Origin of the sequence: Vibrio sp. 1F263 (assembly GCF_041439035.1) — a bacterium.
Taxonomy (GTDB): Bacteria; Pseudomonadota; Gammaproteobacteria; order Enterobacterales; family Vibrionaceae; genus Vibrio; species Vibrio tasmaniensis_A.
This window is the reverse complement of sequence record NZ_JBGONI010000053.1, coordinates 1-18,417: the sequence shown is the minus strand read 5'-3', so window position 1 is coordinate 18,417 and position 18,417 is coordinate 1. Positions and strand designations below refer to the sequence as shown.

Sequence of the window (18,417 nt, the reverse complement as noted above, 5' to 3'; positions counted from 1 at the left end):
AAATACGCGAAACGGGGTTGTTCTATCTTTAAATTTAATTACGCAACAAAGCCTAATCGAACGTAACAAACCTCAGAAGTAAATGTAAACCTAATAAGTGGCCGTAAACCTAAAGATCTATTTTTAGTAACATAAAACCATAAGCTGGCTAGAAGGACGCTGCCAGCTTCTAATGAATAAGGCACTGATACTCACCTACTCAGCTAACACCTTACGATAATAATTAGCGTCTTGATTTTGCCCTTTGAATAACGCGTAATTATCTACACGCTCTACTAAGCCAAAACCGGCCTTGGATAAAATCTTGTTGGAACCGACATTACCCCCTAACGCATAGGCATCCACATATTTAAGGGAAGATTGCTCCGCCAAATAGATAAGTAACTTCCTCACCGCGTTAGACGCAATGCCTTTAGAACTAAAGGAGTGACCCACTCGATAGCCTAGCTCTCCTCGTTCTCCGTGTTCGTCGATGTCACGTACATTAATCCTACCGCAGATAATCCCTTGTTCATCTTTTATCAACATAGGAATCATCTCATCACTTTCATATTCCGCTAAAAAACTAGCAATCTGCTTCTCTACACCTGAAAGTGAATAAAAACTTTCTTTCCGTGGTGGTACAGACATCTCGAACCAATCTCTATTGTCTACTTCAAATTCCAAGAGCGCACTAGCATCACTTGTTTGAAGTAAATGCAAAAATACATCCATAACAAATACTCCAACGGTTAATTTAAAAACCTCTCCTCACCAAAAACGATTATGACTTAAGGACTCTAGGGGCCGCAAGTTGACAAAAGGGCAAGAATTCCGTACTTCATCGACTAAAACAACCCAACCAACACGACTGACAACAGTACGCCGCCGATAAAACTCGGGCCGTGGAATGGCCTAGCTTTAGATTTAACGTACTCTTTCTGAAGTTCTTCTTGGTAAGTTTTAACGGCGAGTTCTTTTACGTAGTTATTTTGCATAATAAGCTCCTTCTTATTGGGTAAAAGAAGCTTAAGACTTGAAGTTAGGTTGAGGTAAAGAAAACTTTCACATTAATTGATTACTTCGGGATTGTTACTCTAAAATGACTCTGAACACATCATTGTTCACACCGCCAACATCCACTAACTCTCCCGGCTTCATAAGAAGTAAGGTGTTTAATTGGCGCTTTGAACGTGGTGCTCTATTTTCTCTGATCACTAAGATATCAACTAAGTAACCTGAGTTTTGCTTTGATAGTGAGCCCGAGAGAGTAACACTCTCTCTTCTATCGGCTAGAACCGAATTAAATGTTTTATCTTCTAACACACCCGCCGAGATCGACGTCTCACCATAAAAAAGCGTGATAGTTGTCGGATCAGGTGTTAGCTCTTGATTAGATGAACACCCGACTATCGCTAGGCACAACAATAAAATAACTCGAAATTGCATACACTTAATTTTCTTTCTCACATTCTAATTCTATTTTCGGTTCTTGGTACATCGCTTCTATGAACCCCAACTTAATTACCCAGAATCAAGTTTAAGCTTCTTCAATCTGGAACTGAATAGGTACCTTCAAAATACTCGATACGCTCTAAAATCATTCTTAGCTTACACTCTTCGATTTGAACCCCGGCCCAAACGGAAGGCGTATACGCTTGACCTATAAATTCACAATCTGCGTCTCTGTATTTCAACCAAGCTTGTTGAGCTCTTCGGAAAGGTCCTTCTAGATCGATGTGAAACTCGATTTTTTGCAATTCGGTTTCTTCCTCGACTATTCGCATAATGGCTTCTTGATATGTTTTATTGAGATCGATATTTGCTACTTTCATTTTCTCTTCGACACACAGATAACCCGCAGTAACCCCTCCACCTTCAACGTTACAAGGGTCTTCATCATCAACAGCGAAACAAGATGTAGTAACTAACGCCAGTACAATTAATGACTTTTTCAAAAGCATCTCCAATACAGTTCAAATCTGCGATATCTACTCGACAAGCAGTAATTCGAATCACCAGTATTGATCATTTCTTCGGGCTCAGGCTAGCTAAACGTTTGACTAACTATTTCTAACGGTATGAGAGTGTTCGGCACAAGCCGACAATTTCAAGAAGGAGCAGATCAGATCATCACCGACAATCTGACCGCTTAGTTTGAAGTGGGTTTAATTATGTTTAAGCAATAACATCTTGTGGTGGTGTACCTTCGCAGTTGGAAACGACTGCATCAATTTGAATTAGAGCATTCATAGGAATCTCTGAAACCCCAACCACCGTTCTTGCCGGTAATTCAGCATTAAAGAATGTTGTGTAGACCTCGTTCACTGTATCAATGTCTGAAACATTTTTAAGCTGAATATTAATTTTCACAGTATCGTCCATACTATGATCAACACTTTCAATGATCGCCTTAATATTTTGTAAACATTGTTCCGCTTGCTCTTTTACACCACCAGCAACCATTTCATTTGTTTTCGGGTCTAAAGGTAATTGGCCTGAAATATGATTGTAGTGAGAGAAAGCAACAGTGTGCGAATAAGCCATGAAAGGGGCATCGACAGTATTATTAGCTTCAATAACCAACAAGCGAGTGTCTTCTGGTAATTGCGGCGGTGTACCGTCGCCATGTGAAACGGATGTATCAATTTGAATTAAAGCGCCCATTGGTAGTTCAGCGGCGTTAACAACGGTACGAGCAGGAACGTAGCTTGGGAAGAATTTAGCACATACTTCATTTACCACTTCCGCATCTGCGATATTTTTCACGTAGATAGTCGTTTTAACCACATCATTCATGACATGACCGATACTCTCTAGAACCGCTTTAATGTTTGATAGACATTGTGCCGTTTGCTCTGTGATACCACCTGAAACCAACTCACCTGTATTTACATCGATAGGCAATTGAGCCGAAAGGTTGTTGTAGTGAGAAAAAGCCGCAGTCTGCGTCGATACAGTACTTTGAGGCGCGTTATCTGTATTTCTTGATACCTTAACTAGCGCGCAAGGTGCTTGTGGTTTAGTGCCTTCGCCGTTTGAAATAAGCGCATCCATTTGAACTAAAGCGTCACTGTTCGGTAGCGCAGCTACGCCCACGACTGTGCGTGTAGGGAGGCTGTTTTGGAAGAAGCTTTTGTAAACTTCATCAATAGCATCGATATCAGAAACATTCTTAACGAAAACATTAATCTTCACAACATCATCCATAACATGGTCGATGCTTTCAACAATGGCCTTAATATTATTTAAGCATTGTGCTGCTTGGTCTTTAATATCACCAATCACTACTTCACCTGTTTTAGGGTCAACAGGTAATTGAGCTGAAAAGTTATTATAATGAGAAAAAGCGACCGTTTGTGTAGATACAGAATTAATTGGTGCATTTTCAGTATTTCTTGAAATTTTAATGATATCGCTACTCATCGGAATTATCCTTTTAATAATATAGTAATACGTATTTATATTGAACAATCGTATTGGAAAGAATGATTAAAGTAGCGCCATGTTAAGTGAATTATTTTAGGGTAAACGTGATATCCATCAGACTCTCAGTTGACTATAAATCAGCAAGTTACAGGATAATTAGTCATCAAGCGACTAATTATCCGTCACATTAGGCTTTATCAACTGCTAAATTCTCTTTAATTTTAAGTCTATTCAATAATCCTGAATACTCTCTCAGGTAATTGAAAGGATAATTACCAAAATTTAGATGATATTTGATAGGTTGTTCACACTAAAACTCCGTTACTAGCTAGGTTAGTAACTTTATCCCTTATACCCGTGCATAAACTCTTAGGCTATTTAATTAATTATTTTCGAGAGCTTATTTTATATAAGTACGTTAATAATATATTCGAGAATCAAATACCTACAATCTGACAATACCTATGATTAGATACATTTACTCATATAATTCAACAAATATGAGACTCAGGGGGATGACATGAGAAGTATGGTGTTCAGCCAAGACATGGGCTTTCAGGAATCACGATGGCATCAACGAAGAGCAATCGACACCATAGCTTTTGGCACCATAGCTCTCAACACCATAGCTCTCAACAGATAGTTTCGTTGAAAGAAGAGCTAAACCGCTCTTGGAGTGGTATTGAAGTGGCGCTTAAATTCGCGACTGAATTGGGATGGGCTCGAGTAGCCGACTCGGCGAGCAGCATCGCTGATGCGAAGGCCTTCTAGCTGAATCAGTTCTTTGGCTTTGTTGAGTCTTACCTTCTTCAAATATTGAAGAGGAGATTCAAAAGTGACATTACGGAATGCATTGTGGAAGGCAGACACGCTCATGTTGGCTTCGTCGGCAAGCGATTGAACAGTGATGGTTTGGTCGTACTCTTCATGCACTTTAGACAGCGCTTTAGCGACACGTGCGTAATGGCCGTCATGATGAGCTAAATCAAACAGCACACGCCCTTCTGAACCGGTTAGGGCGCGGTAGACAATTTCGCTGACCATGGCATCGCCCAATATATTGGCTTCAATGTCACAATGTAGAGTTTTGACCAATCGAGTAAAGCTCTCCAGCATTTGCTCTTCCATTGGCGTCGATTCTAAGCCGCTCGAATTCTGCTTGTGCTTGTTGCAGTAGCTCTCTAGAAAGCCTTGGTCTTCCAGCTTTTTGACTAAGCTGTGCAAGCGCTGAGAATCGATGCTTATCGACAAACCAAGCAATGGTTCGCCATTTACAGGTAAGGCTTCACACTCCAATGGCATTGGCACGCCTACCACAAGATAATCACCAGCAGCGTAAGTAACGGGTCTATCGCCAATATAGATGTTCTTTTTGCCCTGCCCGAGCATGATAATACCCGACTGGTAAGTGAATGGCTGACGTTGATTCCCGCCACTGCTTCTATACAACCACACACCGCCAATTTCAGTTTCTCTGATCCCTTCGAGATCATCCCAACCTTTGTGTTCTACATAAGACTGTAACAACTGCGCGAGTGTTTTCATAAGTGGCGACTTTCCATTCCAAGTGCTAAGAGTAAGTAAGCTAAAGCAGAGAAAGAATATCATTTTTGTAGAAATAGGCAATTTATTTGGAGGATCAGCTCTTCATCACCCTAGATTACTGTACTAATATGCAAATATAGAAATTGAGCAATCAAATAAAATAACAAATTGAGCTTTACACAAGGAATCTCTAATGCAATTCACTTATGTTAACCCTACAGTTATCCACTTCGGCCAAGGCCAAATCAACGCTATCAGCCAAGCGGTTGATACTTCGAAGAAAGTACTAGTCATCTACGGTGGCGGTTCAATCAAAAGCAACGGTGTTTACGACCAAGTTGTCGCTTCTCTAAAGGATCACGCTTGGATTGAGTTCGCTGGTGTTGAAGCTAACCCAACCAAAGAGACGCTAGATAAAGCCGTCGCTCTTGTTAAAGAAGAAAACGTAGAGTTCATTATCGCAGTTGGCGGTGGTTCAGTAATCGACGGTTCTAAGTACGTTGCTGCAGCGGCTAAATACGACGGCGACGGTTGGGATATCCTAGCGGGTAAACACCAAGTAACAGAAGCGACACCAATTGGTGCGGTACTGACACTTCCTGCGACAGGTTCTGAATCTAACATGGGTGCGGTAATCACTCGTAAAGAAACTCAAGAGAAACTGGCATTCATGAACCCTGCGGTACAGCCTAAGTTTGCGGTTATGGACCCAGATGTAATGAAGTCTCTACCTGAACGCCAACTGATCAACGGTCTAGTTGATGCGTGGGTTCACGTATGTGAGCAATACATCACAATGCCAACAGACGCGATGGTTCAAGACGGTTACGCAGAAACACTGCTTAAGAACCTACTTGTACTGGGTAAGCAATACGACGAGCGTGACAACGACGCATGGCGTGCAAACCTAATGTGGACTGCAAACCAAGCGCTTAACGGCCTGATTGGTACTGGCGTTCCTCAAGATTGGGCAACACATATGATTGGCCACGAATTCACAGCACTATGGCACGTAGACCACGCACGTTCTCTTGCGATTGTTCAACCTTCACTACTTCGTAATCAAATCGAAGCGAAGCGTGGCAAGCTAGAGCAAATGGGTCGCAACGTATTTGGCCTAGAAGCGGGTGCTGATTTAGCCGAGCGCACTATTGCTGCAATCGAAGCCTTCTACCACAGCCTAGACGTTGCAACTATGTTCGACGGTTACGAAGCAACTAAAGCGGCAGCAATCGACAACGTTGTTGCTCAACTTGAATCACACGGTTACCTAGAGCTTGGCGAGAACAAAGCAATCACGCCTCAGAAAACGCGTGAGATTTTAGAGTCTGCAATTCAATAGCAGTCAAAATTAAAGCAAGGAAAACAAGGTTCTAAAGAAAATCACCATAATCTAAAAATTTATTCCGTGAAACTGAACCAAATTCTTTGCCTTTGCGTATATCCTCAAGCAGCGTCCAAATCAGGCGCTGCTTTTTAATTTGCCCTACAAGATGCTATTAAATTCTCATAAGTCCTTAATTTAATGTGCAATCATATTTCTATATTGTTAAGGTAAACCTGTCTCTTTATTAGGTATGAACAACGATTTGAACAATCTCAAGGAAATGGTTAAGTTTAAGTCACTTAACAAGTGGTATGGTGATTTTCATGCCCTAAAGGATATCGATTTAAAGATTGAACAAGGAGAGATACTGGTGATTTGCGGGCCATCAGGTTCGGGTAAATCAACTTTAATCCGTTGTATCAATCAGCTAGAACCTTTCGAAAGTGGCGAGCTTTGCGTGTTAGAACAAGTACTTCCGAGTAAATTCAACACACCTGGCCAAGTCGGAATGGTGTTTCAGCATTTTCATTTATTCCCCCATCTTACCGTGCTTGAAAACCTGACTCTGTCTCCAATACGTACGCTGAAAAAAAGCAAACGAGAAGCCGAGAAGCTTGCAATGCACTATCTCGAGCGCGTACACATCGCTGAACAAGCCAACAAATACCCAGTACAACTTTCTGGCGGTCAGCAACAACGTGTAGCTATCGCCCGTTCGCTGTGCATGAAGCCTGAATTACTGCTTTTTGATGAACCGACTTCAGCGCTTGATCCGGAGATGATCAACGAAGTGCTCGACGTGATGGTTGAACTGGCGAGCGAAGGTATCACCATGGTGTGTGTGACCCACGAAATGGGCTTTGCGAAACAAGTGGCCGACCGCGTTATCTTCATGGATGAAGGACAAATTGTGGAATCGAATACGCCACAAGCGCTCTTTGAAAACCCTCAACATGAACGTACTCAAGCGTTCCTAAATCAGATCCTGACTTATTGATGTTGATTCGAATTATTAAACCCGCCCTATCTGCTTTGGTACAGATTGTTGTACTGGTGGCTGCTGTTGTTTGGATTCTCGACTCTGGCGCACAAACCATGGGATACAGCTGGCAATGGGAGCGTGTGCCGGACTATATTGCTTTCTATGAAGATGGTGAATGGTGGCCTGCAGAATTAGTTGAAGGGCTACTGGTTACCATCAATATCTCTCTGATTTCTTTGGTTGCTACGCTGATCATTGGTTTAACGACGGCGCTATTGAGGAACTCAAATTCTGTGGTTGGACGCACCTTAGCCACCAGCTATGTTGAGTTGATTCGTAACACGCCGTTATTAGTACAAATTTATTTGCTCTATTTTGTATTTGGCCCCGTGTTAGGGCTGGATCGCTTTAGCACTGCCGTTTTAGCCTTGGCACTTTTCCAAGGCGCTTACACCGCCGAGATATTTCGTGCCGGTTTAAATGGTATTGCGAGAGGACAATTTGAAGCAGCTCAATCCTTGGGCTTATCAAAGACCTATACTTACTGGGATGTGATTCTTCCTCAGGTGGTGCAACGTACCTTGCCACCTTTGACTAATGAAGTGATCTCTCTTATTAAAAACTCTTCAATTGTGAGTGTCATGGCTATTTTTGACCTGACGACTGAAGCCAGAAACATTGTTTCTGAAACCGCGATGCCATTCGAGATTTGGTTCTCTGTGGCGATCATTTATCTTGCTCTTACACTTTCACTTTCTGCCGTTGCTGCTTGGCTTGAGCATAAGCTCGGGGCTAACTGGCGAACACAATAAGGATTTATCAGCATGAAGCTATTTAAAACCGCGATTACAGCCCTACTTGCGCTTGCCGTAAGTTTGCCTGCACTTGCTTCTGAAACGCCTAACCTCGATAAAATCAACGAACGTGGCTCACTGCGCGTTGGGATGTCGACATTTGTTCCTTGGGCGATGCGTAACAAACAAGGCGATCTCGTTGGCTTTGAAATCGACGTGGCGAAACGCCTTGCCGAAGATTCTGGTTGGAAAGTCGAATTTGTACCTACGGCATGGGACGGTATTATCCCTTCTCTATTATCGAAAAAATTTGATGTAATCATCGGCGGTATGTCTATCACTGAAGCGCGAGCTAAAAGCGTATTGTTCACTGAACCTTACTCGCACTCTGGCGTTCAACTGGCGGCTAACAAAGAGCTAGCGGAAGGTTTTACTCAGATCTCTGATTTTGATTCTCGCCGCGTAAAAATTGCAGCACGTCGTGGAGCATTCACGGTTCAAGTCGCTCGTGAAACCTTCCCTAAAGCGAAAGTTCTACAGTTCGATGACGATGCTCAAGCATTCCAAGAAGTGTTAAACGGCAACGCGCACGCGGTTATCGCGTCTAGCCCGAAACCAGAACACGAAACGATCAAAAATGCAGACACGCTATTTATTCCATTTGAAGAGCGTCTATCAAAAGGTAACGAAGCATTTGCAGTTCGCCTAGGTGAAACTGACAAGGCAGAATTCTTCAACGAATGGATCAAAGCACGTACTGAAGACGGTTGGTTGAAAGAGCGTTACGAGTACTGGTTCTCTACTCTAGATTGGCAGGACCAGATTGCTCAAGGTCAGTAATCTGAACTTTTGCTAGTGAATCGAGGCAGTGCGTTGTCTGCACTGCCTCGATTCGGCAACTTGATTCGCTTTAATGATGATCTAAAACTCAACAAAACAGCCTACTAATTATTATTGTTTAAACAGGAATGACGTGAGTAGTACTAGCGCATTAACAACACCTAAGCCCAACGTTTATATGAAGCCTTGGTATCAACGCCTTAACCTTTTGGATGGCGTGTTACTCGCTGTCATTTGTGTGTTTGCAGGCTGGCTTTATTATCGTTCTGCTGTTGGTATCAACTACCAGTGGCGCTGGGAAGATGCGTTTACCCTAATTTTCATTCCACCTTCTCAAGGCAGTATTCCCTACTTCTTCCAAGGCTTGATCGCTACACTGCGCTTGAGTGTCTGGAGTATGGTGTTAGCACTCTCTTTTGGCACATTGTTAGGTGTAGCAAGACACTCAAAGATCGCTTTCTTCAAAACACCGGCACTGATTTTTATCCAGTTGGTTCGAAATATTCCGCCACTGGTGTTTGTCTTCATATTCTATTTCTTCGTTTCTAACCAACTGATTCCATTACTTGGTTTAGAAAGTATCTTACGTGAACACAATGGCGAGATTAACGCTGTTCAAGGTTTCCTGTTCGGCCCAGCTAACCTTTGGGAAAACTTAGCGTCTGGTGTTATCTGTATTGGTTTGCTCTCTTCGGCTTACATTGCGGAAGTGATTCGAGCGGGTTTAGAAGGTATTCCTAAAGGCCAATGGGAAGCGGCCGATTCGCTTGGCTTGTCTGCATTGTCTAAGTATCGATTTGTGGTTGGCCCACAAGTATTAACTGCCATCACCCCACCATTGGCAGGCCAAGCAATCTCCTTGGTTAAAGACACGTCGATTGTGTCTCTGATTTCGCTCCAAGAGATGACGTTTGTTGGTACTGAGATGGCAAACTCATCGGGGTTGATCTTCGAGATCTGGCTGATTGTAGGCTTCGTATATTTTGCTTTATGCTTTGCGCTTTCGCGTCTGTTCAAAGTGATTGAACAACGTTCTAGTGCTTACCTTAACCATCAGTAACGTCATTAATTAATAGTACCGACTCGCCCGACCATTCCTTTCCCTTATCAAGTTCACCTGATTGGTTTAAGCTATTGACCAATCGGGATTTATCCCTTCATATTTCTTCTTAGAAACACAGCGAAATACTCGTCTAATCACTATACTTGAAGTATCGAACTACGTTGATTCTTCTCAAGGACATCACTCAACATGGACAATCATAAAGAAAGAGCTTTTTACGCCGTTGTCGGCGCATTGGTTGGAGACGCCGCTTCCATGGGGTTGCACTGGCTGTATGACCAAGAGAGGATCTTACACGTGGCTGGTTTCGAGCCAGAATTTCGCTCACCGAATCGGTTCGATTATCAAGACAAAGGCTACTTTGCGCACCAAGGTAAAACCGCAGGCGAGCAATCGCAATATGGTGCTCAGTTATTAGCGATGGTCGATAGTTTAGTCGACAACCAAAAATACGATGAAGCGAGCTATATTCAACATTTCCGCAAATGGTTTGATTTCGGTGGTAGTTGGCAAGGCTACATTGATAAAGCGACGCGCATGAGCTTGCTGAACATCCATCAATTAGAACTAGAGGGCGCCCCGATTACTGCCTGTGGCGCAGACGATACGCAGCTCCCCGCAGTTTCAAAGATCATTCCATTAGTAGCCTGTACTTATACCTCTCACACCTTACCAGCGATGGTAGAGAGCGCGGTACGAGTGACCAACAACAACGACAAAGCCGTGGAATGGGCGCAAGCCATCACCCTGTTGATTCAAGCAGCGATTCAAGGCAACTCACCATTACAGTCCGTAGAAATGGTGCGACAAACTTGCAGCAGATTTATACATGATCAAATCGATGAAGCATTGGCTGAACCTGAGCTTTCAATAACAGATGCCGCGAAGAAGTTTGGATTGCATTGTGAACTGAGTGCCGCATTTCCCTTGCTAATTCGCATCATTGCGGGTGCTCAGAGCTATAAACAAGGTATTCGAGACAATATCTTATGTGGCGGTGACAGCTGCGGGCGTGCGATTGTGATTGGCGCGGTATTAGCGGCGTGTTTCTACGAAGAAGACGGAGCGATTCCAACAGAATGGCTGAGCCAAGTAGAACTCAATTGTGGTGTGCTGTCTTTGCCTATTGAGTGATTCCCACAATAACAAATAAGGCGATAGCGCCTCTCGACTCCTTGCTTGAGAGGCGCTTTTCTTTTCACTAATCACCTAAAGTAATCAATAAAAGTAATCACTAAAAGTAATCACTAAAAATAATGACTTAAATGAATGCTTTAAACGACCGACTTAAAATAAGCTTCAGTTTTGGTCGATAAACTGTCCGGGTCCCTACAACCGTGAGTTAATCGCTCTAACCAAATCTAAGAATTGGAGCCTTCTCTAGAATTGATACGCAGCTGAAAGCTTGTAGTTACGGCCTGGTTCATAGTCATCCAAGGTAAAGCCTCTTGCCGTGCCTGAACGAGAAGCGTGTGAGGTGTATTGCTCATCAAACACGTTATCGATACCAAAGGTGACAGACAATCCATCAAGATTCGAAGGCACCCACTGAGCAAACAGGTTATGAACGTCATAGCCTTCTTTGATCGGCTGACCATCAAATACGTTGTCTTCATCTTTAACAAACATCGAATTCCAACCAAAGATAGTCTCAAGCGCTTCAGACTGATAATCGAGTGTCAGCGTAATGCTGTCACCCATATCAATACTTCGACCATTGCCACCTGCGACTGCACCGCCTGTGTCTTTATTTTTAGTCTCTGAAAGCGCATAGGACAGCTTACTGTTAAACATCTCGTAGCCATAAGATAAGCTCGCCTCGAAGCCCTTTATCTCAACGTCACCTAGGTTATAAATCAAATAACTCTTACTTGCACGTTGATACTTTTCGGCAATATAGTCATCAATATTAGTTTGGAATACTGTCAGGTTGGCACCAATAAAGTGATTATCCAAGCGTTTATCGAAACGGACACCACCTTGCGTGTTCTGCCCTGTCTCAACCTTCAGATCGTTAGCCAAATAAGCGACATCTTGGTAAGCAATAAAGCTCTCCATCAACTCCGGGCCTTTGAACAACGAACGTGTACTCGCGAACAGCGTCCAATCTTGAGTAACATCCCATTGAGTGGCCAACGACCAAGTTACATCGTCAAAATCTTCGCTACCAACTTCTGCTTTACGTTGGTAATCATCAAAACGAAGCCCTGCCGTGACCGAGAATGCTTGAGTAAAGTAGAACTGATCTTCAACAAAAAGGGCTGTAGAGATTGCTGACTCGTCCATAAACTTGCTGCTGCCGTAATAGCTGCTCGATGACTTGTCCATATAGTCAAAGCCATAAGTCGCGATGTTATCAAACGACATCAGGCGATAATCGGATTGGAACTTTGCGTTGAGACCAAAGTTTTGGTTTTTAGCCGTGTTTTTGGATAAGCGATTAGAAGGCCAACGTGGTGCCATAACACTTTCATCTCGCTGAATCTCAGTTTCCGTGTTGTATAGAGTCACGTTACCTTGATGACTTTCACCACGCAGCTCATAGCTGGCCGTGATGGTGTCACGGTTGTAATCGGTGGGAATGAGGATGTTTTTAGACAAACCCACGTTCGTACCACCCGACATATCAGGGCGTGGACTGTAATCACCGTTATCACGGTACATATCATAAGAGAGTTCAAAACGGTGTAAGTCACTTGGCTCAAAACCAATCTTACCTAGAATATTGTATACATCCCCTTCTGAGCCAAAGGTTTCAGTACCATCACCATCTTCAAAATTGTCACGGCTCATGTAATGACTGTAAAGCATGGCATCGACGTTATCTGACAACAAACCATACACAGTAAGTGAACCTTGCTGGCTTGCATTCGTGGCATACCCGCCATAAACACGAGCGCCAAAAGTCTCGTCGTAGCGAAGTAGATCTTTGGCATCTTTGGTTTCAAACAGCACTGAACCGCCTAACCCATTTTGCGTCACCGAGTTGTTACCTACTTGGATATCCGCTGATTTCAATATGTCAGGGTTAAGAGTCAAATTACCAATATGATGGAACATGTTGGCGTGCTGAGAAGCGCCATCCAATCGAATGTCTAAGTCAGTTTCGCTTAGGCCGCGAATCGTAATTCGCTGGTTGATCGAGTGCGTTCCCCCAACATCAACACCGGGGATTTCGCGCAGCAAATCTGACATATGGTCAGCTTGCTTCAGTGACATGTCATCTGCAATGATCGATTCAGTGTTGCTTGAGACTTTCGTTCCCCAAACCACAACTTCATCGAAGTGCGATGTACTTTCTTCGGCAATAACAGAGCTACTAAACGTGCTGGCAATTGCGATATAGAGGGCTGAAAGCTTAATTGTTGATCTGACTGGGCTTTCCATAGATTCAATCCTAGATGTAAATGATAATAATTATCAATCATGATAGAGTTGTAACCTATAAATGCACAGATGATTTGCTTATGCAAAAACGCACAGCTGTTATGAGGAACGGTCAAATGAGTGAAGTAACGTCTAAACGGGCTAAAATTGGCAAAGTCACTCTGACTAAAAAGTTGGAGCAAACAGAAAAGCAGATTATTGTCACACAAGGTCAAACTACACAGACATCACTGGCTGAGGGGAAATTTCTTTCTTATCAATATAATGAACTAATATTTATCCACGGTGGCCGCTGTATTGAGCTCGTCGATACTAAGATCATCTCTACCGCTCACGCTTCAGTTCTGATCACCATTCTTTTGGAAGGTAAGCTGTCATTTGGTTACGATGATCTCGAATTTGATCTCGATGCCACTCATCAACCTCAAGGTGTGGTGGTCAACCTCACTAAACCCGCCAATTTCCGTCGAGTGATGACAGCAAGCAATAAACTCAATAAGATTAATATCTTAGTCAAACCAAAATGGTTCGAATCTCGAGTAACCGAAGAGTGTAAATGCCGAAATTTCATCAATACACATAATGCCAACTTCCAATTAGAAGTGACGGAAGAAATCTGGAAGCTTACACAAGACTTGACAACTTGCTCTTCACCCAATAACTTCCATCAGAAGTTGCATATAGAATCCTTAACTCAACAGATCCTTGAGAATTCGATGCATCAACTACCACAAACTTGCTGTCTGGCTCACCAAACTAAACCAAAAATAATAAAACCAGCGACACGTGTAACTAACATTGAACATCAAAGTTATGACGAACGAATTGAGGCTGTAATCTGCTTTATTGAAATTCATCTCGACCAAGAGCTGAGCCTAAAAATGCTTGCTGAGCATTTTTCGATGAGTGTATCTAATATTCAAAGGCGTTTTAAGCAGTCATACAACATGACAATCAACGGTTACATCCGTTTGAGACGATTAGAGATCGCACGCCAGCATTTAGAACGAGGGTTGGTTTCAATCACCGAGGCCGCCTATGAAGCGGGTTATCAGCACCCTTCTAATTTCACCAATGCTTTTAAGAAAACCTTCGGTGTGCCGCCACAAGACATAGCGATTAAGACTTAGTTACATTGATATAAAACTATTTGTTCTATAACTTTAAAAGGCTATATCTAACATCTGCTATGTTGGCCAGGTGACCGCCACATATAAACAAACTGGTCATTCTGCGAAGTAATTTCAAATCCAAACCTCAGATACAAATCTCCAACTCGATTGCCTTGTAAATAGCATAGTTCGACGGGTTTATTGAGGCTGTCAGCCTTAGTTAAGCAATCAGCCTTAGTTAAGAAGTCTTTCAGTACTTGGCTACCAATTCCCTTTCCATGATACTCAGGCAGCAAGAAGAATCGGCAAAAATAGAAGTGGTCGCCTTTGTCTTGCAGCAACACACTGCCAATCGCTTTGCTTTGATATTCAATGATTTCAGGTCGTTCTTCTGCCCACTCTTCGGCGTGTATATCTCGTTGAATTTGCTCATCCCAGCCAAAAACAGCTTTGATTGGCTCAAATTCAGCCGCCTTTTTCAGCTCGAACAGAAATTCATAATCTGATGACTGAGCAGGTCTTGTCGAATACTTCAAAATATCTCCAACAATAATTGGCTATGGCTTCATTTTCGTTTAAACCGGGACATAGTAACCCCGATCAAACGCAAAAATGCCACGCTTAAATGTTCACTTTGGCTCTAGTTGGTAACGTAAAACTTCGTGTTTATCTTGCTCTGAGTAAAAGGTATTTAAGAACTGCCCACCACACTTCTCAATCACTTTTTGCGACGCAACATTGCCGTACTCGCAGGTAATAATAGCGTTTTCGGTCAGTACGTGGCGTTGAACCCAAGACAACATATGACTTGCGATACCCTGCCCTCTCGCTTGTGGCAAAGTCTCGTAGCCTATATGGCCGATAACGTCATGAATGTATTCACTGGTGCCATGACGAACTCTTATGACACCAAGGATTTGACCAGAGTCGATACAAAAATACGTAGAAGCAGGAGTCCAACCTTCTGGCAGTTCCTCACCTTTTGAATAAGCGACTCGCCTTTTTAAATACGTATCACTACTGTCAGAAATACCTGTATAAATTTCTAACCCATCCTCAGAGCAAGCATTCACATAGTGATAAAAGGCACTTGAGTACGAAATATCAGCTTTGACCATGTCCATATAGTTTCGATTCCTAGTTACTGCTCTTTCGGGTTTAGCGATCAAGTCTAAGCTAAGTGCATGGTGTATTCTTGATGCCCTGTATGTTCATCAACTTGTTCGCTCACAATAGAGAAACCTTGAGACAAGTAGAACTCAATGGTCGCTTGATTCTCTTTATACACATTCAAAGACAGATTCGGGCATTCAAGCTTCGCGTGTTGGATAAGTTGCTTACCAACCCCACAACCTTGATGCTGCGGGCTCACAAAGATCGCAGCTAAAATCCCTTCATAAAGCGAATAAAAGCCACGAACCTCACCGTCTATTTGATACACGTAAGTTATTGATGCAGGGATGTATATGTCGCGCATATTACCCACTTGCGACTCCCAGAACTCAGGAGCCACAAAATCATGCGCCTTGATCGAAGCGGTTAACCAAATATCTAAAACGGTTTCAATATCGGCTGGACGGTATTGTCTGATCATCTTAATTCTCTGGATTTATTGCGGTTTAATAAGCGAGTCAGTATGCCGAGAAGCGACTTAAACTTATTGAAGATTTACGACAATTGTTTGAAACAATGGTTACTGCTTCTTAACGTACTTCGCTGTAACCAGCATTTCACCGCCACCATCCAGCTTGCAATCTAGCTGGTGATCTTTGCCTTCATTGATGCGTCGAATCACAGCTTTAGTACCAATTTTCAATACGCTAGAACTGCCTTTGATTTTTAGATCTTTAATGAAGGTAACTTTATCACCACTTTCCAATACAACGCCATTTACGTCCTTAACACGCGCGGCTTCTCTTTCCAAACGCTCTTCTTCTGGGTTCCACTCATAGGCACACTCAGGGCAGATTAGGTTGTTTTGGTCTGGGTAGACATATTCAGATTGGCATTGCGGACAAGGAGGTAAAGACATACGTTAATACTTCATTTAAATAAAATTTGCATCCATTTTAATGACTCTTGTTAGGCTTAGCGAGCACAAATCGAACCAATTTTCAGTAGCGTAATTTAACTTAGAAAAGAGCAGTGCCTAAAACGAACAAACACAACCGTTAAGCTGTGTTTGTTTAAGGGCTTGGGAGGCGGAACGGATTAACGTTCGACTTTTGGTGAGTAAATCGAGTAAGCGGTGATTTGCCCTGCCACAATTGCAGAGAACATGAACAACGCCGACAAACCAATACTCGGAATAGGTAAAATCGATTGTTCAAACACCGACTGGCTGGCACTCACTAATACTCGACTACCCGGGACCAAGATGATGATCCCCTGCACGATATAAATAGAGCCCGTGAGCTCCATCTTCTTGGCAATCCAAGTCCCGTACAAAGTAATAAGAACCGTCGTAACCCAAGTACCGACAACCCAACCACTGTCAAAACCTAGATAGAACGGCCCCCACATACCCAGAACTGCCACTGGCAAGCCAAGTAAGATGTCTTTAGGACGCGCATTGAACATCACACCAATCGACACCGAGATCAACACCAAACCAGATATGTGCATCCATGTCGGAACCGCATTCGTATAGTCAATGGAGACCGCTTGTCCCCATATCGCTTCACCAATGTTGAGCCCCATAATAATCCCGACAAACAGCTTTATCAGGGTTAATGCGCTCTGCCCTAACAAACTGGTACCAGAGACGAGATCATTAAACGCCAAACATTCTAGTGCGTTGGCTATGGATAACCCGGGGACAAACAAGACAATCGAAGCGATACATAACGCCCACACCGGGATCGGCAACCCTGTGCTTGCCAAAAATGCCACGAAGATACCCGTTAATAGTGCCGAGATGAATTCAACCGCAATAGCGCGACGTGAATGAAGAACTTGCTGACATACCCAAACCATCAAACCCAGTAATGCAGAAAAGCCAACCGCTTCTAACGTACTGCCAATTAGCATCAGATACGCTGGCGGAATACCCATATTGGCCAGTGCCGTCACAAGTTTAGAGTAACCGACAGGCTCTGGCACAGGCTCACTGCTCGGTTGGTTAATACGAATGATGGTATTGGCCAACAAACTCAAGTTAATCGAAGCAGGCTTTAGACGCTTAAGAATAACGGCGTTGTTATCGTCTGGAAATTGATAATTAATCGCGGTTGGCGTTGCTTGGATCATCACATCAACACCATGCTTTTTTGCATAGAATTGGGTGTATTTCTCTAGCTTGTAAGGAGCACAACCACTGCGATGAAGAGTGTCACCAATTTCAACAATTTTGTTAATTCGGAACTGAGAAGGCATGGGAATTTTAGGGGAGACAAAATGTGCGGCAAATGTACCAAACGATAGACGTAATGACGAGAGTTTTGCATGAATTATCAACTAAATTCGTTACTTTTTCCTTCGAACGCTTAGAGGAGACTATAACTCCACCCGCTTCGGATTCGCTTGATGAATACTTTGGCAGACTGGCAAGTTAAAACAATGCATCCAGATTGTTATTATTGGGCATCAAAATACGAATGGAAATCAGTTTATGTTAACGGTCAAATTGCCTGTATTTATGTTGATTTTATGATGAGAAAACACCACTAAAATAGGTTTATAAATCCAACTGAATGGGTCTTAGAAAGAGTGGAGGGGTCTTTGTTGTTTCTCGCCCTACGTTTAACGAGAGTTTAGTCACATTTTATTCACTCTAAAAGCGCCGAACATGATGGAAAAACTAGCGGAGTGGTGGTTATGCGAGCACTTAGAATAAAAATGAAAGAAAAAGGTTTCGTTTTCAGTTAGATGTGGCATTATCAAACTCGTTAAGACGATGTGCGTACATCGTATAATGGCTATTACCTCAGCCTTCCAAGCTGATGATGCGGGTTCGATTC

The 18,417-nt window shown here is 42.9% G+C and carries 19 protein-coding genes; 7 read left to right on the top strand and 12 right to left on the bottom strand.

Translation table 11 applies throughout. The features are described 5' to 3' along the window. Nucleotides 1–195: 195 nt before the first annotated feature. From ACED25_RS21305 to ACED25_RS21280, 6 genes are all read right to left on the bottom strand, one after another. Nucleotides 196–714, bottom strand: coding sequence for a GNAT family N-acetyltransferase (locus ACED25_RS21305; RefSeq protein WP_371696032.1), 519 nt, complete (start codon nucleotides 712–714; stop codon nucleotides 196–198). A 113-nt stretch (nucleotides 715–827) separates the two neighbouring features. Beyond that, nucleotides 828–977, bottom strand: a complete 150-nt coding sequence (locus ACED25_RS21300) for a hypothetical protein (RefSeq protein WP_269334780.1) — start codon at nucleotides 975–977, stop codon at nucleotides 828–830. A gap of 94 nt (nucleotides 978–1,071) precedes the next feature. Next, nucleotides 1,072–1,428, bottom strand: a complete 357-nt coding sequence (locus ACED25_RS21295; protein ID WP_017101361.1) for a hypothetical protein — start codon at nucleotides 1,426–1,428, stop codon at nucleotides 1,072–1,074. A 101-nt stretch (nucleotides 1,429–1,529) separates the two neighbouring features. Next, on the bottom strand, nucleotides 1,530–1,943 hold the full coding sequence (locus tag ACED25_RS21290) for a lysozyme inhibitor LprI family protein (RefSeq protein WP_017102883.1): 414 nt from the start codon (nucleotides 1,941–1,943) through the stop codon (nucleotides 1,530–1,532). A 214-nt stretch (nucleotides 1,944–2,157) separates the two neighbouring features. Then, nucleotides 2,158–3,405, bottom strand: a complete 1,248-nt coding sequence (locus tag ACED25_RS21285) for a RidA family protein (RefSeq protein WP_371696031.1) — start codon at nucleotides 3,403–3,405, stop codon at nucleotides 2,158–2,160. Nucleotides 3,406–4,068: 663 nt separating this feature from the next. Beyond that, nucleotides 4,069–4,953 (bottom strand): AraC family transcriptional regulator, encoded by an 885-nt coding sequence (locus tag ACED25_RS21280; RefSeq protein ID WP_009845512.1) that lies wholly within the window; start codon nucleotides 4,951–4,953, stop codon nucleotides 4,069–4,071. 193 nt (nucleotides 4,954–5,146) lie between these two features. On the opposite strand from ACED25_RS21280, the gene ACED25_RS21275 reads away from it, so the two are divergent. The 6 genes from ACED25_RS21275 (at nucleotide 5,147) to ACED25_RS21250 (ending at nucleotide 11,093) form a co-directional block, all read left to right on the top strand. Next, a complete protein-coding gene (locus ACED25_RS21275; protein WP_012600471.1) occupies nucleotides 5,147–6,295 on the top strand; it encodes an iron-containing alcohol dehydrogenase in 1,149 nt (382 codons plus the stop codon). 235 nt (nucleotides 6,296–6,530) lie between these two features. Next, entirely contained in the window at nucleotides 6,531–7,277 is a 747-nt protein-coding gene (locus ACED25_RS21270) for an amino acid ABC transporter ATP-binding protein (RefSeq protein WP_012600470.1), read from the top strand. Further along, nucleotides 7,277–8,074, top strand: a complete 798-nt coding sequence (locus tag ACED25_RS21265; RefSeq protein ID WP_009845515.1) for an amino acid ABC transporter permease — start codon at nucleotides 7,277–7,279, stop codon at nucleotides 8,072–8,074. The genes ACED25_RS21270 and ACED25_RS21265 overlap by 1 nt, the downstream gene beginning before the upstream one ends. Before the next feature lie 12 nt (nucleotides 8,075–8,086). Next, nucleotides 8,087–8,896, top strand: a complete 810-nt coding sequence (locus ACED25_RS21260) for a transporter substrate-binding domain-containing protein (protein ID WP_012600468.1) — start codon at nucleotides 8,087–8,089, stop codon at nucleotides 8,894–8,896. 133 nt (nucleotides 8,897–9,029) lie between these two features. Beyond that, the gene (locus tag ACED25_RS21255; protein WP_371696029.1) at nucleotides 9,030–9,956 is read left to right on the top strand and encodes an amino acid ABC transporter permease; all 927 of its coding nucleotides are present in this window, start codon (nucleotides 9,030–9,032) and stop codon (nucleotides 9,954–9,956) included. Between the two features lie 192 nt (nucleotides 9,957–10,148). Continuing rightward, nucleotides 10,149–11,093, top strand: coding sequence for an ADP-ribosylglycohydrolase family protein (locus ACED25_RS21250; RefSeq protein ID WP_371696028.1), 945 nt, complete (start codon nucleotides 10,149–10,151; stop codon nucleotides 11,091–11,093). 246 nt (nucleotides 11,094–11,339) lie between these two features. Here ACED25_RS21250 and ACED25_RS21245 read toward each other — a convergent pair whose 3' ends face one another. Continuing rightward, a complete protein-coding gene (locus ACED25_RS21245; protein ID WP_371696026.1) occupies nucleotides 11,340–13,346 on the bottom strand; it encodes a TonB-dependent siderophore receptor in 2,007 nt (668 codons plus the stop codon). A gap of 20 nt (nucleotides 13,347–13,366) precedes the next feature. Here ACED25_RS21245 and ACED25_RS21240 point away from each other — a divergent pair, with 20 nt between their 5' ends. Then, nucleotides 13,367–14,476: a helix-turn-helix domain-containing protein gene (locus ACED25_RS21240; protein WP_371696025.1), complete on the top strand. Its 1,110-nt coding sequence runs from the start codon at nucleotides 13,367–13,369 to the stop codon at nucleotides 14,474–14,476. A 47-nt stretch (nucleotides 14,477–14,523) separates the two neighbouring features. On the opposite strand, the gene ACED25_RS21235 is transcribed toward ACED25_RS21240, so the two are convergent. The 5 genes from ACED25_RS21235 to ACED25_RS21215 all read right to left on the bottom strand — a co-directional run bounded on the left by ACED25_RS21235 (nucleotide 14,524) and on the right by ACED25_RS21215 (nucleotide 17,833). Next, nucleotides 14,524–14,994, bottom strand: a complete 471-nt coding sequence (locus tag ACED25_RS21235) for a GNAT family N-acetyltransferase (protein ID WP_017101368.1) — start codon at nucleotides 14,992–14,994, stop codon at nucleotides 14,524–14,526. Between the two features lie 93 nt (nucleotides 14,995–15,087). Continuing rightward, entirely contained in the window at nucleotides 15,088–15,582 is a 495-nt protein-coding gene (locus ACED25_RS21230; protein ID WP_371696024.1) for a GNAT family N-acetyltransferase, read from the bottom strand. Between the two features lie 47 nt (nucleotides 15,583–15,629). Continuing rightward, the gene (locus ACED25_RS21225) at nucleotides 15,630–16,052 is read right to left on the bottom strand and encodes an N-acetyltransferase (RefSeq protein ID WP_017102892.1); all 423 of its coding nucleotides are present in this window, start codon (nucleotides 16,050–16,052) and stop codon (nucleotides 15,630–15,632) included. A 99-nt stretch (nucleotides 16,053–16,151) separates the two neighbouring features. Then, on the bottom strand, nucleotides 16,152–16,490 hold the full coding sequence (locus tag ACED25_RS21220; protein ID WP_004731484.1) for a zinc ribbon domain-containing protein YjdM: 339 nt from the start codon (nucleotides 16,488–16,490) through the stop codon (nucleotides 16,152–16,154). 179 nt (nucleotides 16,491–16,669) lie between these two features. Next, on the bottom strand, nucleotides 16,670–17,833 hold the full coding sequence (locus tag ACED25_RS21215) for a threonine/serine exporter family protein (protein WP_009845522.1): 1,164 nt from the start codon (nucleotides 17,831–17,833) through the stop codon (nucleotides 16,670–16,672). Between the last annotated feature and the right edge of the window lie 584 nt (nucleotides 17,834–18,417).

What these genes read in the sequence shown, in the direction of transcription:
- ACED25_RS21305 (WP_371696032.1), bottom strand. Translation starts at nt 714, where the DNA reads ATGGATGTATTTTTGCATTTACTTCAAACAAGTGATGCTAGTGCGCTC.
- ACED25_RS21300 (WP_269334780.1), bottom strand. Translation starts at nt 977, where the DNA reads ATGCAAAATAACTACGTAAAAGAACTCGCCGTTAAAACTTACCAAGAA.
- ACED25_RS21295 (WP_017101361.1), bottom strand. Translation starts at nt 1,428, where the DNA reads ATGCAATTTCGAGTTATTTTATTGTTGTGCCTAGCGATAGTCGGGTGT.
- ACED25_RS21290 (WP_017102883.1), bottom strand. Translation starts at nt 1,943, where the DNA reads ATGCTTTTGAAAAAGTCATTAATTGTACTGGCGTTAGTTACTACATCT.
- ACED25_RS21285 (WP_371696031.1), bottom strand. Translation starts at nt 3,405, where the DNA reads ATGAGTAGCGATATCATTAAAATTTCAAGAAATACTGAAAATGCACCA.
- ACED25_RS21280 (WP_009845512.1), bottom strand. Translation starts at nt 4,953, where the DNA reads ATGAAAACACTCGCGCAGTTGTTACAGTCTTATGTAGAACACAAAGGT.
- ACED25_RS21275 (WP_012600471.1), top strand. Translation starts at nt 5,147, where the DNA reads ATGCAATTCACTTATGTTAACCCTACAGTTATCCACTTCGGCCAAGGC.
- ACED25_RS21270 (WP_012600470.1), top strand. Translation starts at nt 6,531, where the DNA reads ATGAACAACGATTTGAACAATCTCAAGGAAATGGTTAAGTTTAAGTCA.
- ACED25_RS21265 (WP_009845515.1), top strand. Translation starts at nt 7,277, where the DNA reads ATGTTGATTCGAATTATTAAACCCGCCCTATCTGCTTTGGTACAGATT.
- ACED25_RS21260 (WP_012600468.1), top strand. Translation starts at nt 8,087, where the DNA reads ATGAAGCTATTTAAAACCGCGATTACAGCCCTACTTGCGCTTGCCGTA.
- ACED25_RS21250 (WP_371696028.1), top strand. Translation starts at nt 10,149, where the DNA reads ATGGACAATCATAAAGAAAGAGCTTTTTACGCCGTTGTCGGCGCATTG.
- ACED25_RS21245 (WP_371696026.1), bottom strand. Translation starts at nt 13,346, where the DNA reads ATGGAAAGCCCAGTCAGATCAACAATTAAGCTTTCAGCCCTCTATATC.
- ACED25_RS21240 (WP_371696025.1), top strand. Translation starts at nt 13,367, where the DNA reads ATGATAATAATTATCAATCATGATAGAGTTGTAACCTATAAATGCACA.
- ACED25_RS21230 (WP_371696024.1), bottom strand. Translation starts at nt 15,582, where the DNA reads ATGGACATGGTCAAAGCTGATATTTCGTACTCAAGTGCCTTTTATCAC.
- ACED25_RS21225 (WP_017102892.1), bottom strand. Translation starts at nt 16,052, where the DNA reads ATGATCAGACAATACCGTCCAGCCGATATTGAAACCGTTTTAGATATT.
- ACED25_RS21220 (WP_004731484.1), bottom strand. Translation starts at nt 16,490, where the DNA reads ATGTCTTTACCTCCTTGTCCGCAATGCCAATCTGAATATGTCTACCCA.
- ACED25_RS21215 (WP_009845522.1), bottom strand. Translation starts at nt 17,833, where the DNA reads ATGCCTTCTCAGTTCCGAATTAACAAAATTGTTGAAATTGGTGACACT.